This is a genomic window from Sinomicrobium halophytocola, assembly GCF_052983395.1.
Genome location: NZ_JBRKIT010000011.1, coordinates 241,892 through 256,087, shown reverse-complemented (window position 1 = coordinate 256,087; position 14,196 = coordinate 241,892). Strand labels below are relative to the sequence as shown.

The window sequence follows — 14,196 nt, the reverse complement described above, 5'->3', positions numbered from 1 at the left end:
CTCTTATCATGCAAATATTAGGTGTTTCTATATTTAGCAAAACACACCTGAAAGAGCTGCTAACTGAATTTATTTGATGACTGAAATTTGCGTATCAGTACTAAATAAAGTATAAAACAAACACTATAGCACATAAACTAAAACACTCCATAATACATATGAAAGTAGTAATGTTCCCAGGCCAGGGATCCCAATACAAAGGGATGGGAAAAGGCCTATTCGATCGGTTCAGACAAGAAACTATTCTTGCGTCAGAAATATTGGGTTACAACCTTGAAGAATTATGCATCAAAGATCCCGAGCGTCAGTTGGCAAAAACACAATTTACACAGCCGGCACTTTATACGGTAAATGCATTTACCCATTATGCAAACCAATCGGGAAATAAACCGGACTTTTTTATCGGACATAGCCTGGGAGAATACAATGCCTTATTGGCTGCTGAAGCATTTAGTTTTGAAACAGGATTAAGACTGGTTCAAAAAAGAGGTGCGCTGATGGCCGCGGCATCCGGGGGAGGGATGGCAGCAGTATTAGGCCTGCAGGTTGATGTTGTGCAAAAACTGTTGGAGGAAAGCGGTTATAGCGATATTGATATTGCCAATATCAACACACCCACTCAAATTGTAATTGCAGGACCTCAGAATTCTATCGACAAGATTGTACAAGAATTTGAAGAAAAGAAAATTAAGATATTTCCCCTTTTTGTAAGTGCTCCTTTCCATTCAAGATATATGAAGCCTGCTGCTTCAGAATTTAAAGATTATCTTCAAAACTTTAGTTTTTCTGCTTTACAGGCCCCTGTAATCGCTAATGTTACGGCAAAAGTTTATCCGGATGGACAAATCATCGATCTTTTAGCTAAACAGATTGAAAGCCCTGTACAATGGACAGATACCATCCGAATGCTAATGGGTAAAGGAGTTACGGAGTATGAAGAGACGGGAAGCGTTATTCTGACAAAAATGGTTAACGAAATTACAGAAAACTGTATACCATTAACTCATGAAGAAGAATTGGTTAAGGAAAACCCGAAACCACATGTCAATGGAGCTTCGAATAGTAAGGTTAATGGTGAGCCTGTAATAAAAACCTGTCTTTCCACCCGTTTGGGAAGTCATGAATTCCGTAAAGATTACGGACTTAAATATGCTTATATGGCCGGATCAATGTATAGAGGAATAGCCTCTTATCAATTGGTTGTTCGTCTGGCAAAAGCTGGTTTTATGGGCTTTCTTGGCACGGGGGGGATGCCTTTGGCAGAAATAGAGCAAAACATTATTAAAATTCAGGAGGAATTAACTAATGGAGAAGCTTACGGAGTGAACTTCTTACATAATTTGAACGACCCGGCTTCTGAAATGAAAGCTATGGAGCTTTTACTCTTGTATGGAGTGACAAATATAGAAGCTTCGGCTTATATGCAAATGATGCCTGCTTTGGTCTATTACAGATTAAAAGGTTTGCAAAAGGGGCCAAATGGGAAAGTTATTTGTAAACATAATATTATAGCCAAGGTTTCCAGGCCCGAAGTAGCAGAGGTTTTTATGCGTCCTGCTCCCGGGAAATTAGTGAGGCATCTCTTGGAAGAAGAGCTTATCACAGCAGAGCAGGCAGCTCTTTCCAAAAAAGTACCAATGAGTTATGATATATGTGTTGAAGCGGATTCAGGGGGACATACAGATCGTGGAATTGCTATGGTTCTATTACCTTCCATCCAACGCTTAAGAACGGATATCATGGCAGAATACGATTATGATAAAGGCATACGCGTTGGGTTGGCAGGCGGAATTGGTACGCCTCAGGCAGCAATGTGCGCTTATATAATGGGAGCGGATTTCATTGTTACAGGCTCTGTTAATCAATGTACGGTAGAAGCAGGTACCAGTGATGCGGTGAAAGATCTTTTACAGGATATTAATGTACAGGACACCGACTATGCTCCGGCAGGAGATATGTTTGAAATTGGAGCAAAAGTACAGGTGCTCAGAAAAGGAGTATTGTTTGCTGCAAGAGCTAACAAATTGTATACTTTATATAACAAATACAATGGGTTAGAAGAGATCCCCGAAAAGATCATAATGCAATTAGAGAAAACTTATTTCCGAAAAAGTATCAATGAAATATGGGACGAAGTAAGAGATTATTGTAAAAATATAGGAGCAGAAGCTGAAATCATTAAAGCAGAACAAAATCCTAAGAACAAAATGGCATTGGTGTTCCGTTGGTATTTTGGTTACACCAATAAGCTGGCTTTTGAAGGAAATATAGAAAATAAAACTAATTTTCAGGTCCACACAGGCTCTGCATTGGGAGCATTTAATCAATGGGTAAAAGGAACCCCGATGGAAAGCTGGAAAAAACGCCATGTAGATGAAATAGGAATCAATATTATGGTCGGAGCAGCGAAATTATTGGAAAATACAGCATTAATGGTCAATAATTAAATGATTAAAAAACACATTGTATTCTTATTTTCCGGACAAGGGAGTCACTATCGGGGGATGGGACGGGAGTTGTATGAGCAGCAACCAAAGTTTAAAAGAAGCCTGGAAAAACTGGATAAAATTGTACAAAAGCAGCTGAACTATTCATTGATTGATGAGCTTTATACCCAAACAGAAGAAACTTTCGATGAACTTCTGATTACCCATCCTGCCATTGTTGCTGTTGAGATTGCCCTGTATGAAGTAATGTTGGAAATGGAGATCAAACCAGACTTTGTATCCGGTAATAGTTTAGGAGAGTTTGCTGCCGGTGTGGCAAGTGGAGTATGGGACGCTGGCATGGCTATTGAAGCTGCTATAGAACAAGCTAAATCAATTTGCCGTACTGATATTGAAGGCGGAATGTTAGTAGTGTTCGCCGAAGAAAGAAAACTGAAGAGCCTCTACGTACAACATCAACTATTTCTCGCATCGGATAATTTTAACGGGCATTTTACTTTATCGGGTAAGACCTCTCATTTAGAGTTATTTGAAAATGAATTGTCCCAACGAGGGATTAATTCTTTTCGATTGCCGGTAAACACCCCTTTCCATTCACCATTAATGAAGACTGCTAAAGTTGACTTCGATCAATACACCAGTTCAGCGAATACTTTTAATAATCCTATAACTGGTTTTATATCCGGTTTTAAGGCAAAAGAGATCGATGAATTAACAGAAGATTATTTTTGGCAGGCAGTTAGTCAATACACCAATTTCACAAAATTGGTTGATCTTTTTGAGACAAAAGGCCCTTGTTTATATATTGACATGGGACCTTCCGGAACCAGTGCAGCATTTGTTAAATATAATTTACAATCCGATACCCAATCCGAAACCTTTCATATTATGAGTCCCTATAGGAAAGAAATGGGACAGTTAGAGAAGTTACAGACAATGATGAGTTAAAAACTAAATGTTATGAAAGTAAAAGTTTTTCGTGTTTCCAATCAAGATATAAAAAATCAATGTTATTTGATTCATGACAATCATTCCGGTATTCTGATAGATCCGGCGTGGGATTATGAGCTGATTAGTAACTTTTTAGAAGAAAATCATATTATGTTGAAGGGAGTTCTTTTAACACATTCTCATCACGACCATACAGATTTGGCTTCGACCTTTGCAGAATATTATGGAATCCCGGTGTATATGTCGGAAATCGAGATCCGGGAATATGATTTTATATGCCCGAATCTTATAGCCATCCAGCATTTACAGGAGATGGTTATAGGGACCTTTGCCATAACGGTATTGCTGACTCCGGGACATACTAAAGGTAGTGTGTGTTATCTCATCAATAGGCATTGTTTTACGGGAGACACCATTTTTATTGAAGGTATAGGGATCTGTGACCATGCTGGCATTAATTCACTCTATGATTCCGTTCAATTTATAAAACAGTATTTGCCTCTTCAGACTTTGATTTGGCCGGGGCATTCGTTTGGAGAAAAACCAGGTAAGGAACTGGGCTTTTTGTTGCATAACAATATTTATTTCCTGCTGAACAGAAGGGATGCGTTTGCAGATTTCAGAATGCGGAAGAACCAACCAGATCCTTTCTCTTTTAAATGAGATTATATTAATTGATGATGAAATAACTGATATGAATTTGTTCATGCAAAATAATGTTGCTGTTGAAAAATTTGCTTTACAAAGAGCAGACGGGGCGTTTCCTGCTGCTATTGCCATGGTTAATAATTCACTTGCCGTACTGAAGGAAACGAGACATTCATTTCTTCACAATAATGAACTGAACTTTTTTGACACCTTGAAATTTCCTAAAGTACAGCATAGTTACTTGTTAGGCAGATATGCTGCTAAAATGGCTTTGGGCGTTTTCATGGAGAATTCTGTTTTAACAGATTTGAGGATAGATTCAGGAATATTTCAACAGCCCGTTCTATATCTTGCTGAGGGTGGAAATGTACAACTTAGTATCTCGCATACTACAGAAATGGGATTTGCTGTCGTTTTTCCCGAGGAACACCCTATGGGAATAGATGTAGAGGCTATTAATGCAGAACAAAGTAAAACAATTAAAGGGGTTATAACCTCTAATGAGCAAAATAGGTTAAGTTTAATTGATGTAGATTGTAATAAAAGTCTTACTGTTTTGTGGACCATCAAAGAGGCCTTGTCCAAAGTGTTAAAAACCGGGTTAATGACACCTTTTCATCTATATGAGATCGAAAATATTGAACGTAAGGACGAGATTATTGTTTGTAGCTTTATCAATTTTCCACAATATCAATCCATGTCATGGATATCAAATGGACATGCATGGTCTATAGTTTTACCTAAGAAAAGTATTTTAGATATCGCTGTGATCCGGCAGTTATACTTTTAAAGTATCCTTGATAAGCGCCTGCTTGTTAATTGGGTACAATATGAAGATGAATTATGGTTTGAGCTTAATTAGATTGAATAGCAGCTATAGTGTGATATTGACAACAGATCAACTTTCAAAATTCCTAATATGAACTTTTACAAATCTCATCCAACTTAGTTTGATTAACTATGCATCAAACATTGAGTTTTTAATATAAATGGCCCTGATCTAAGCCATTTATGGTTTCACCTTTTGATCTTATTATGACTTTTCAGGTTATTTCTTCAGTTATTTCATATGGCTTATTTACCAAAAGACTTTCGGAATTGACACGGTCATTAGCTTTTTGTGAGTAACCGTGATTGTTATTAATGAAAAAGCAGGTCATTGCTGAAGGATTAACTGATAGATGAATTTTAAACCCATTTAAAACTATTAGATTATGTATAAGAATGAAAACCATATTTTTGATTTGATCGTTGCTCACGTGGCTGATATCTCAGCGGATATAGACCACGGTCCGATCACACGTTCTTCAATGTTGTCCCCCCTTGGAATAGATTCCATTGGCCGGGTTGAACTCATTGCAAGAATGCTGGAAGAGTTATCGTTAACTGACCCGACGTATGAATTTTATAAAGCCGCTAACCTCGGTGAACTTGCAATACTATTTACTCATAAACTCAGGGAAAAGTAAATTTTGTTGCCTGATGTCATTCCCGATGGTACACTCTCCAATCTGCCTGGGGTGAATTTCTCGAAGCAACTTTTTTGTGTCAAAAGATATCGTTTTTGGTTGGGATAAAGGGGATCAGTTTTTTGACTCTTATCATCATATCCTGGCGATATTTTATATCGCCCAGGGTTTTTGCCCTTCTTCAAGGGGCATGCAAGCAATATACCTTCCCGGAATCGGCTCATAAGCCCTGGCCTGTACCATTCCGATTTCAGAAGTGAAATAACCGCTAATGGTAAGGCTTCTGAAAATATCAAAATAGTGTTTTTCCTCTGAGTTTAGAGCTTCTTCCTGCAATCTTCCCAAAAATTCGAGTTTTTGATCGGGAGCCAATTGTTGAAAAGACCTGTTATATTGAGTTGCACATTTTTGGTCTAAATCGTTGAGGCCGTCGATGAACAGTTTCTTTTGTTCATCCCTGAAACAATCTTTTACCATAACGATCATATATTCCCCGATCCGGGTAGCTTTCGCCCCGGGAATGTCATCGGTAGTAGGGATGATTGTTTCTCCTATGTCATCGAGAAGAGAAAGTTCAACATCTTCAATGCTCACCCTGTTTTTTGGTACATATGAACAGGAATATAAAAGCCATGAAGGAATTAGTGTTATTCCCCCTAATAGGCCTGCACGGTGTAAAAAGGTTCTTCGTAACATTGCTATAAATTTCTTTTGTTTAATTCCCTTACGGCGAAATCTGCTGCCCGGGCGGTCAGGGCCATATAAGTTAAAGAAGGGTTTTGACATCCGCTGGAAGTCATACAGGCCCCGTCGGTGACAAATACGTTCTCTGCCCCCCAAACCTGATTATTTTTGTTCAGTACGGAAGTCTTTCTATCCCTGCCCATCCGGGCAGTTCCCATTTCGTGAATATTGAGCCCGAAATTCCTTCTTTCCTTCAGGTCCCGGATGTTCTTAAAGTTGGCCTTGTCCAGCATTTCCATTGCGGACAGGACCATGTCTTTCTCCATAGCTTTTTCATTCTCCTTATATTCGGCATCCACTACGAGCAGGGGGATTTCCCATGCATCCTTTTTGTCCGGGTGCAGGGTAACACGATTTTCATGATAGGGAAGGCATTCGCCCATTCCAAGCATAGAAAACATCCAGGGGCCGACACTGGTCATTTCTTTTTTCAATTCTTTTCCTATTAATGACCCGTGTTTGTCGGTAGCTGAAGGGCGAAAGCCTCCGCAAGAGTAGGCATACCCCCTTTTAAAATCAGGCTGTTTATCTTCCTTAAAATTCCTGAATCTCGGCATATAAGTACCGGTCGGTCTCCTACCTGCATAATATTTATCTTTAAGTCCACTGTACTCCCCAACTACCCGGGCATTATAATTATGGTCCATCAAGTTATGTCCCAATTCTCCACTTTCATTCCCTAACCCGTCAGGGAAACGATCAGACCTGGAATTCATCAGGATGAGGGTGGAGTTTAGGGTGGAGGCATTTACAAATATTATTTTGGCAAAGTATTCGGTAGCTACTTTTGTGTCAGCGTCTATGACTCTTACCCCGGTTGCTTTGCCTTTTTCCCGGTCATAAATTATGGAATCTACCACGGCATGGGGTCTTATGGTAAGGTTCCCGGTTTTCTCTGCTGCCGGCAGGGTGGAGGAATTACTGCTGAAATAGCCGCCGAAAGGGCATCCTCTCCTGCATAGATTCCGGTATTGGCAGGGTCCTCTCTCGTTGTGCCGTGTGGTAAGATTAGCAGTTCTCGAAATTACCAGGTGTCTGTCTTTGTAATTCGAGGAAAGGGTTTCCTTTACGTAAGTTTCCAGGCAGTTCATTTCCATAGGAGGCAGAAATTCCCCGTCCGGGATTTGCGGCAAGCCATCCCTGTTTCCACTGATCCCTGCAAATTTTTCAACATAACTGTACCAGGGAGCTATATCTTTGTATCGTATGGGCCAATCCACTCCTATCCCTTCTTTGGCATTAGCTTCAAAATCAAGATCACTCCAACGCTGGGTGTGACGTGCCCATAGCAGGGATTTTCCTCCCACCTGGTATCCCCGTATCCAGTCGAAAGGTTTGGACTGCTCATAAGGATGTTCCCTGTCTTTTACAAAAAAATGTTCGGTATCTTCCGAATATGCATAACATCGGCTTGCTATCGGATTTTCTTCGATCACTTTCAGAGGCAGCCTGTTTCTATGCGGAAATTCCCATAAATGCATGTGGGCGGTTGGATAATCCTTTATGTGCTCTACCATCCTCCCGCGTTCCAGGACCAGGGTCTTCAATCCCTTCTCACATAGTTCCTTGGCTGCCCAGCCCCCGCTTATACCGGAGCCTATGACTATGGCATCGTATGTGTTCTTGTCTTTACCTTTTTTATTGATGTACATTCTTGTTGGTTGATCTTTTGTTTGTATATGATTGAATAGTCTCAATTTTTCTTTTGTATAAGGTCCGTTAACACTTTTCCAAACCTGTGTCCTAACCCAATCTGCCCTTTGGAGGAATAATGTAACTCATCCTGATTTTTGTCAAGGCCTTCTGTAGAAATCATATAGGCATGTTCTACGTCTTTTTCTATTTTTTCCTGGGCTTCCCGCACCAATTCGGCTCCGGGATACCGTTCGATAACCGGGTTGACCCTGCCGTATAGTACGGGTAAATCCTGTTGATCCATATCCTTACGGATACTGCTGATAAGCTTTCGGAAACCGGCATAGTAGTCTTTTCCGGCCGTTGTGAATCTCGCATCTGTTTCGCCCTGCATCCAGACCAAGGCTATCGGTTTAATCTTTTCTCCTTTTACAATTATACGGGTATGGTGAACTAATGAATCATAGAGCTTGCCAAATTCGGGGGTTCCCATTGTTGTTACTTTTTCGAAGTCATAATCTACAGCCCAATCATACAGGGAAGAACCACCAACGGCATATTTGATAAGTATGAATTCCTTGTCCGGAAAATATGCTGATAATTTATCGCAGATACCTAACTCCGGTCCGAATGAACTATCGGAAGCAGGTGAGAGCTTGGAACTTTTCCCAAAATTGTAATAGGTGATATGTTCACTTATCCCTTTATGATCGATCTCTTTTTTCTGTCCGGCACCCACCATATTGGATTGCCCTGCGAGAATGATGAGGCCGACCGATTCTTTTTCGTTTTTCTTTGTAACATCCTTTTCGTTTTTCTTCCTGTTAGTATTATGGCACCCCGTTCCCAAAACCAGCAACAGTAAACATATACACAGACTATTGATTTTTATTGTCATAATAAATTTTCCGTTCTTAATTATCGATTAGTTTTTGTAAAAAGGCAGGGTAAGTCTCTCCCAGGGAAGTGCCTTGTCCTTTTACATGCTTTCCATAGGTTATGGAATCTCCGAAACACAGAATCTTAATACCGTTTTCTATCAGGTTGTTTTGCATGAGATATTCGTAAATCCTTTCTGCCATAAAGTAATAGCCTTCAGCCGTAGGATGGACCCCGTCTTTTTCACCACTATTCAACTCATTTTTTATGAACCGGTCCTGGTTATGCACAGGTATTTTCTTTTCGGAAAAAACGTGATACAGATCTATCATTCCAAAACCATAAATATCTTTCAGTTTTTTCATAACAGAGGTAATACTGTCCAGTTTGCTGTTGGGATCCTGTTTGAACATTTCCGGATCGTGCCTTTGATACAAATAAATAGTGTCCACGGGAGGGGGGCTGACCAGGATACATCCTATTTTCCATTCTTTGATCTTGTTCAATATGGTTCTGAGATTGTCTTCATATTCCTTGAAGGAGATCATCTTGGACGTATTGAGCATATCGTTGGTGCCTATCATTAAGAGGATCAGGTCCGGATGTTTTTCCCATACATCGGCATCGAGGTGGGTCAGCAGATCCCCGGTGGTATTTCCGCACACTCCGGAGTTGATCACGGAATGATTTTGTCCGTATGCCCGGATAAGGGATAAAATACTTATGCCCATCAGGATAAGTATTTGGGTTTTCTTTTTACAAAATTCACACATAATCCATTTCAAATGCGGTTTTCCCTTTGAGTACATAAATCCGGAACAAAATTGTAACGCATAATGTGGCTATGGCCCCTCCTATATAGGAAATGTTGTTATCGAGCTCAAAACCTTCAGGGGCTATCAGGATATAAGTGGTACAAACCATGGTCATAAACACTGCCGGGACTAGGCTTATCCAATAGAATTTTCCGGTGTAATACAGGTAGACGGTTACGGTCCATAATACCACCACGGCGAGGGATTGGTTGCTCCAGGCAAAATATCTCCAGATTATGCCAAAATCTACTAAAGTCAGTAAAAATGCAATGATAAACAGCGGACTGCTTATATATAACCGTTTTTGTATGCTGTCCTGTTTGAGGGAAAAGGTGTCTGCTATGACAAGGCGTGCCGATCTGAAAGCGGTATCCCCCGAGGTAATCGGTGCTGCTACAATTCCGATAAGGGCCAGCACCCCTCCTATATTTCCAAGCATTTTGGTAACAATCTCATTAGCAGCCCATGCAGCATTATTGTGGTTTGTTTCCATAGCTGTATTGAGCCCTTCCACGTTGCCTAAAAAGACCATTGCCGCCGCCGCCCAGATAAGAGCGACGATACCTTCGGTGATCATGGCTCCGAAAAAGATCCGTTTTCCCCGGGATTCATTGGTGATACATCTTGAGATCATCGGCGATTGAGTGGCGTGAAATCCGGAAACAGCGCCGCATGCAATAGTTACAAACAGTATAGGGAACATAGGGGTCTGTTGGGGATTCCCCGTCATATTGTGAAGGTTGGAGAAGGTAACTTCCGGAATGGCATACCGGCCCGACAATAAAGCGATCAATAGGCCGAAAGCCATAATAAGCATGGCCAGCCCGAAGATGGGATAGAGTTTCCCTATCAACTTGTCTATGGGGAGCAGGGTGGATAAAATATAATAAACGAGGATGATGGCTACCCATATCCACTGATCTGCGAAATTTCCCGTGAGTTCATTTATAATTTTAGCAGGCCCAACCAGAAAAACAGTACCTACAAAGATTAGAAGGACTACCGTAAACAGCCGGATTACCTGTTTGGTGTGAGGTCCCAGATAAATTCCTACAACCTCGCTAATACTTAACCCGTTGTGTCTTAACGATAGCATTCCGGAAAAATAATCGTGTACGGCTCCGCCGAAAATACAACCCAGGACAATCCATAAAAATGCAGAAGGGCCGAACATAGCCCCGGAAATGGCACCGAAGATCGGCCCTAGTCCGGCAATATTTAAAAACTGTATCAAAAAAGCTTTCCAGGTCGGCAAGGGAATAAAATCAACGTTATCCCTTAGCCTGTATGCAGGAGTAGAACGATCCGGGTCTACTTTAAAGATCTTTTCGACAAAACTTCCATAGAGAAAATAACCGGCTATAAGTACGCATATGGATACTATAAATGAAATCATGGGCTAATGATTTTGCGATGATGTCGATTCAAGGACCTGCCCGTCAGCTTCAAGCTGTTTTCTGAGTGGCCCGTACTCCAGGTCCTGAACTACGGCGCTATTATGTTCAATGGCCATAACGGCAACAGTGGCAGCACTTTGCGCCAGTATCATAAACACGGGCTCCATTCGAATAGACCCGAAAGCTATATGGGAACTTGAAACTGCTACCGGCACAATAAGGTTGTTACATTCTTTTTTTTCTGGTAGAATAGCGCCAAGTGAAATCCGGTACGGGTTATCCGGATGCACCCCGATATCCCCTTCGTTCTGCACATAACCTTCTCTGGTGATATACCTTTGTACATTGTGGGAGTCCAGGGTGTAAGATCCCATACCTATAGGGTCGGGTACCGGTTTTTTTCCGAGGATTTCGTGCTCGGTCATTACATATTGCCCTATCATTCTTCTTGCTTCCCTGACATAAATCTGATAGGGCCAATGGTCATTGTCTGTAAATTCGTCTTTGGCCAGGCCCCACTGTCCGAATTCTTTCCGGACTTCCTCCGGGATACGCGGATCTGTAGCCATAAAATAAAACAGTCCCTTCTGGTACGTTTCATGAGCTTTGACGATCTCCTTGCGTTTTTGATAACCGGCTTCGGGATATTCGTAATTCATTCCTATATAATCTGTACTAAAAGGACCGTGGTTATTGGTATCTGTTTTTAAATTGGGAACAGGATCGAACTTGTTAAAAGTCTCGTTCCAGCCTTTATCGTATAGTCTGATCAGTAACTCATATTGTTCCGGGTCATAGCCCTCCGGTTTCTCAAAAGGCATTCGATTCTCTTTTACCCGGGTCATACATACCCTGAAACAATATGCCTGTATTCTGTGGTCTCTGTCGCATTTCGCTCCCGGGGCCTCTGGAGAGATTCCTTTAAGCAGCCCGCTTTCCAGGTCTCCGGGTACTTTATAGGGGCTTATCCCGAAATTCCCGAAATGATGGGAATGGTGAAATACTTCGGGCTGGATGCCGTTCCATTGCTCCTTATAAGTATCACAAGATTCTCTTCCTACCGTATAAGAAACTCCTGCAGAGGCCATGAGATCTCCCTCGTAAGTAGCATCTATAAATACCTTTGCCTTAAATTTAAGACCGGATTCCGTTGTTATGGCGTTAATCCGGTCCCCGGTTTTTTCGACCCCGGTTTCCCTGTTGAGATATTCTTCCCGGTAAACGGTAATTTCGTGTTCTTTTATAAAATCCTCGAATACCTGTTCTGCTATATGCGGCTCGAATATCCACATTGTCCTGTGTTCCCCGTCAATAGCAGGGGTTCCTTGCCCAATGTTGCCATAGGATTCCCTGTTTTGCCATTTCCAGGTGGAAGATTCCTGGTAATAATTATAGATCCGCTGATAAAACTCTCTGGCGAGGCCGCCTATTACACTTTTATTTCCCGTATCGGTATATCCCAGTCCGGAAGAGGAAAGACCGCCAAGATGTTTATCGGGAGATACTACAACTACGGATCTCCCCATTTTTTTTACCTGGACCGCAGCAATCACAGCTGCCGAAGTCCCGCCATAGATTACAACATCTGTTTCCACTGCCGGAGCAGCCTTTTGGATTTGCCCATGAGATGATATACTGAAAAAGATGATTAGGAGCAATTGTATAGCCTTTTTCGGATTCATTTTGAAGATTTTAAATTAAAAAATAAGTATGGGATAGTGCTATTCGTATTTCTCTTAATACCCCGGATTCTGGTCACTCGGACTCAGGGCAGGGTTATTATTGATCTCATTTACGGGAAGGGGTAAAAGCAGGCTTACGTCATTCCATGCTTTCCCTGTAGCTTCAATGGCCTGTTGTGCCTTACCGGTTCTTAAGAGGTCGTTCCATCTTTTCATTTCCAGAACAAACTCGAATGCTCTTTCATCTAAAACCTTATCCTTGAAGTCCGAAGCCGACATCCCTGAAGGATAATCTATTCCGGAAGGACTGTTCAGGTCCAATCCGTATCCTCTTCTTCGAATAATATTGAGTCTTTCCAATGCCATATTATCCGGCTGGCCTTTTAATTCACTGGTCGCTTCGGCATAAATAAGATAGGCTTCCGCCAGTCTGAAAACGGGTACATTGTTTCTGCTGTTATCAGTATCCGGTGCATCAGGATCCCTGAACTTTCTGAACAGAACAGGAGTTTCCTGGTTTACCCAAACCGTATCGCCATCAATAATTCTATAGGAGAACAGGTTAAATTCTTTCCGAAGGTCATTTTCGTCCCACCTTCCAAAAACGGAATTCTCTACGGGAACCCATCCCCTGAAGCCCCCTACAGAATAGCCCATGCCGGGATCTCCTATATAAGTAGGTATGCGTTGTCCGTTTGTTCCGCTGTGATGAATTGACCAAATATCTTCTGAATGTGTATTAACTCCCGGGCCATATATCTGCATAAAATCTTCTGCTTCATTCACTTCAACCAGTGAAAAAGCCCCGCTTGTAATGACTTCGTCGGCCAGGTCGCTTGCTTCCTGCCATTTTTCTGTATTAAGATAGGCGTCGGCCATTAGCATTTTTGCCGCCCAACGTGTAGCGCGGCCACTTTCAGAATCCGGAAATGAAGTGGCAAGGTCTGGTATGGCCTCTTCCAGGTCCTTAATAATAAAGTCCCATGTTTCCTGAACTGTAGCTCTCGGTGTGGCAATATCTTTAAGATCAGTAAACTCGTGATCTCTTATGGGAACACCTCCCCAATACTTTACCAGGTTACTGTAGAAATAGGCTCTTAAAAACCTGGCTTCGGCAATATATCGTTTCTTTATCACTTCATCCATATCAATTCCGGGGACATTGTCGAGTACGGCATTTGCGCGGTTGATTCCTCTGTAGATATCGGCATAGGCATCGAACATCCTGCTTTGATTGCTATTATCGAGAGGGAGGTCATAGACACTCATCGGGGATTGACTTCCCCTGCCATTAGAGTAATCGGCCCTGTTTTCCAGCATGGCCATATACCAGATCGTCGGAAACCCTCCATCTTGCCCGAGAGTACTGTATACAGCTGTTAAAGCTGAAAAAGCATCGGATTCATTTCTGTAAAAATTCTCCTTTACCAGAAAGTGTTTGGGGTCTTCGGTTAATTCATCCCCGCAATTGACCAATGTCAGGGACAAGATTAAGACTATGATTATTTGTATTCTTTTCATTTTTATAG

At 41.6% G+C, this 14,196-nt stretch carries 12 protein-coding genes; 5 read left to right on the top strand and 7 right to left on the bottom strand.

Annotation, left to right across the window (positions count from 1 at the left end):
- The first annotated feature begins 158 nt into the window (after positions 1-158).
- The 5 genes from fabD to ACVBDY_RS03240 all read left to right on the top strand — a co-directional run bounded on the left by fabD (position 159) and on the right by ACVBDY_RS03240 (position 5,515).
- A complete protein-coding gene (gene fabD, locus ACVBDY_RS03260) occupies positions 159-2,447 on the top strand; it encodes an ACP S-malonyltransferase (RefSeq protein WP_447174036.1) in 2,289 nt (762 codons plus the stop codon).
- Positions 2,448-3,395, top strand: coding sequence for an acyltransferase domain-containing protein (locus ACVBDY_RS03255; RefSeq protein ID WP_447174035.1), 948 nt, complete (start codon positions 2,448-2,450; stop codon positions 3,393-3,395). It abuts the gene before it with no gap.
- Between the two features lie 12 nt (positions 3,396-3,407).
- Positions 3,408-4,061, top strand: a complete 654-nt coding sequence (locus tag ACVBDY_RS03250) for an MBL fold metallo-hydrolase (RefSeq protein WP_447174034.1) — start codon at positions 3,408-3,410, stop codon at positions 4,059-4,061.
- Positions 4,003-4,836 carry a 4'-phosphopantetheinyl transferase family protein gene (locus ACVBDY_RS03245; RefSeq protein WP_447174033.1) on the top strand — a complete coding sequence of 278 codons (834 nt, stop codon included), beginning with the start codon at positions 4,003-4,005 and terminating at the stop codon, positions 4,834-4,836. The genes ACVBDY_RS03250 and ACVBDY_RS03245 overlap by 59 nt, the downstream gene beginning before the upstream one ends.
- Positions 4,837-5,260: 424 nt before the next feature.
- Positions 5,261-5,515, top strand: coding sequence for a phosphopantetheine-binding protein (locus ACVBDY_RS03240; RefSeq protein ID WP_447174032.1), 255 nt, complete (start codon positions 5,261-5,263; stop codon positions 5,513-5,515).
- A gap of 153 nt (positions 5,516-5,668) precedes the next feature.
- Here ACVBDY_RS03240 and ACVBDY_RS03235 read toward each other — a convergent pair whose 3' ends face one another.
- From ACVBDY_RS03235 to ACVBDY_RS03205, 7 genes are all read right to left on the bottom strand, one after another.
- Complete coding sequence (locus tag ACVBDY_RS03235; protein WP_447174031.1) at positions 5,669-6,109, bottom strand: gluconate 2-dehydrogenase subunit 3 family protein; 441 nt, start codon at positions 6,107-6,109, stop codon at positions 5,669-5,671.
- A gap of 104 nt (positions 6,110-6,213) precedes the next feature.
- Positions 6,214-7,911, bottom strand: coding sequence for a GMC oxidoreductase (locus ACVBDY_RS03230; RefSeq protein WP_447174030.1), 1,698 nt, complete (start codon positions 7,909-7,911; stop codon positions 6,214-6,216).
- A gap of 41 nt (positions 7,912-7,952) precedes the next feature.
- A complete protein-coding gene (locus ACVBDY_RS03225; protein WP_447174029.1) occupies positions 7,953-8,792 on the bottom strand; it encodes a sialate O-acetylesterase in 840 nt (279 codons plus the stop codon).
- 16 nt (positions 8,793-8,808) lie between these two features.
- Positions 8,809-9,504, bottom strand: a complete 696-nt coding sequence (locus ACVBDY_RS03220) for an SGNH/GDSL hydrolase family protein (protein ID WP_447174028.1) — start codon at positions 9,502-9,504, stop codon at positions 8,809-8,811.
- A 34-nt stretch (positions 9,505-9,538) separates the two neighbouring features.
- Entirely contained in the window at positions 9,539-10,984 is a 1,446-nt protein-coding gene (locus ACVBDY_RS03215; protein ID WP_447174027.1) for a carbon starvation CstA family protein, read from the bottom strand.
- Between the two features lie 3 nt (positions 10,985-10,987).
- The gene (locus ACVBDY_RS03210; protein ID WP_447174026.1) at positions 10,988-12,667 is read right to left on the bottom strand and encodes an FAD-dependent oxidoreductase; all 1,680 of its coding nucleotides are present in this window, start codon (positions 12,665-12,667) and stop codon (positions 10,988-10,990) included.
- Positions 12,668-12,721: 54 nt separating this feature from the next.
- A complete protein-coding gene (locus ACVBDY_RS03205) occupies positions 12,722-14,188 on the bottom strand; it encodes a RagB/SusD family nutrient uptake outer membrane protein (protein ID WP_447174025.1) in 1,467 nt (488 codons plus the stop codon).
- Positions 14,189-14,196 lie beyond the last annotated feature (8 nt).

What these genes read in the sequence shown, in the direction of transcription:
- fabD (WP_447174036.1), top strand. Translation starts at nt 159, where the DNA reads ATGAAAGTAGTAATGTTCCCAGGCCAGGGATCCCAATACAAAGGGATG.
- ACVBDY_RS03255 (WP_447174035.1), top strand. Translation starts at nt 2,448, where the DNA reads ATGATTAAAAAACACATTGTATTCTTATTTTCCGGACAAGGGAGTCAC.
- ACVBDY_RS03250 (WP_447174034.1), top strand. Translation starts at nt 3,408, where the DNA reads ATGAAAGTAAAAGTTTTTCGTGTTTCCAATCAAGATATAAAAAATCAA.
- ACVBDY_RS03245 (WP_447174033.1), top strand. Translation starts at nt 4,003, where the DNA reads ATGCGTTTGCAGATTTCAGAATGCGGAAGAACCAACCAGATCCTTTCT.
- ACVBDY_RS03240 (WP_447174032.1), top strand. Translation starts at nt 5,261, where the DNA reads ATGTATAAGAATGAAAACCATATTTTTGATTTGATCGTTGCTCACGTG.
- ACVBDY_RS03230 (WP_447174030.1), bottom strand. Translation starts at nt 7,911, where the DNA reads ATGTACATCAATAAAAAAGGTAAAGACAAGAACACATACGATGCCATA.
- ACVBDY_RS03225 (WP_447174029.1), bottom strand. Translation starts at nt 8,792, where the DNA reads ATGACAATAAAAATCAATAGTCTGTGTATATGTTTACTGTTGCTGGTT.
- ACVBDY_RS03220 (WP_447174028.1), bottom strand. Translation starts at nt 9,504, where the DNA reads ATGGGCATAAGTATTTTATCCCTTATCCGGGCATACGGACAAAATCAT.
- ACVBDY_RS03215 (WP_447174027.1), bottom strand. Translation starts at nt 10,984, where the DNA reads ATGATTTCATTTATAGTATCCATATGCGTACTTATAGCCGGTTATTTT.
- ACVBDY_RS03210 (WP_447174026.1), bottom strand. Translation starts at nt 12,667, where the DNA reads ATGAATCCGAAAAAGGCTATACAATTGCTCCTAATCATCTTTTTCAGT.
- ACVBDY_RS03205 (WP_447174025.1), bottom strand. Translation starts at nt 14,188, where the DNA reads ATGAAAAGAATACAAATAATCATAGTCTTAATCTTGTCCCTGACATTG.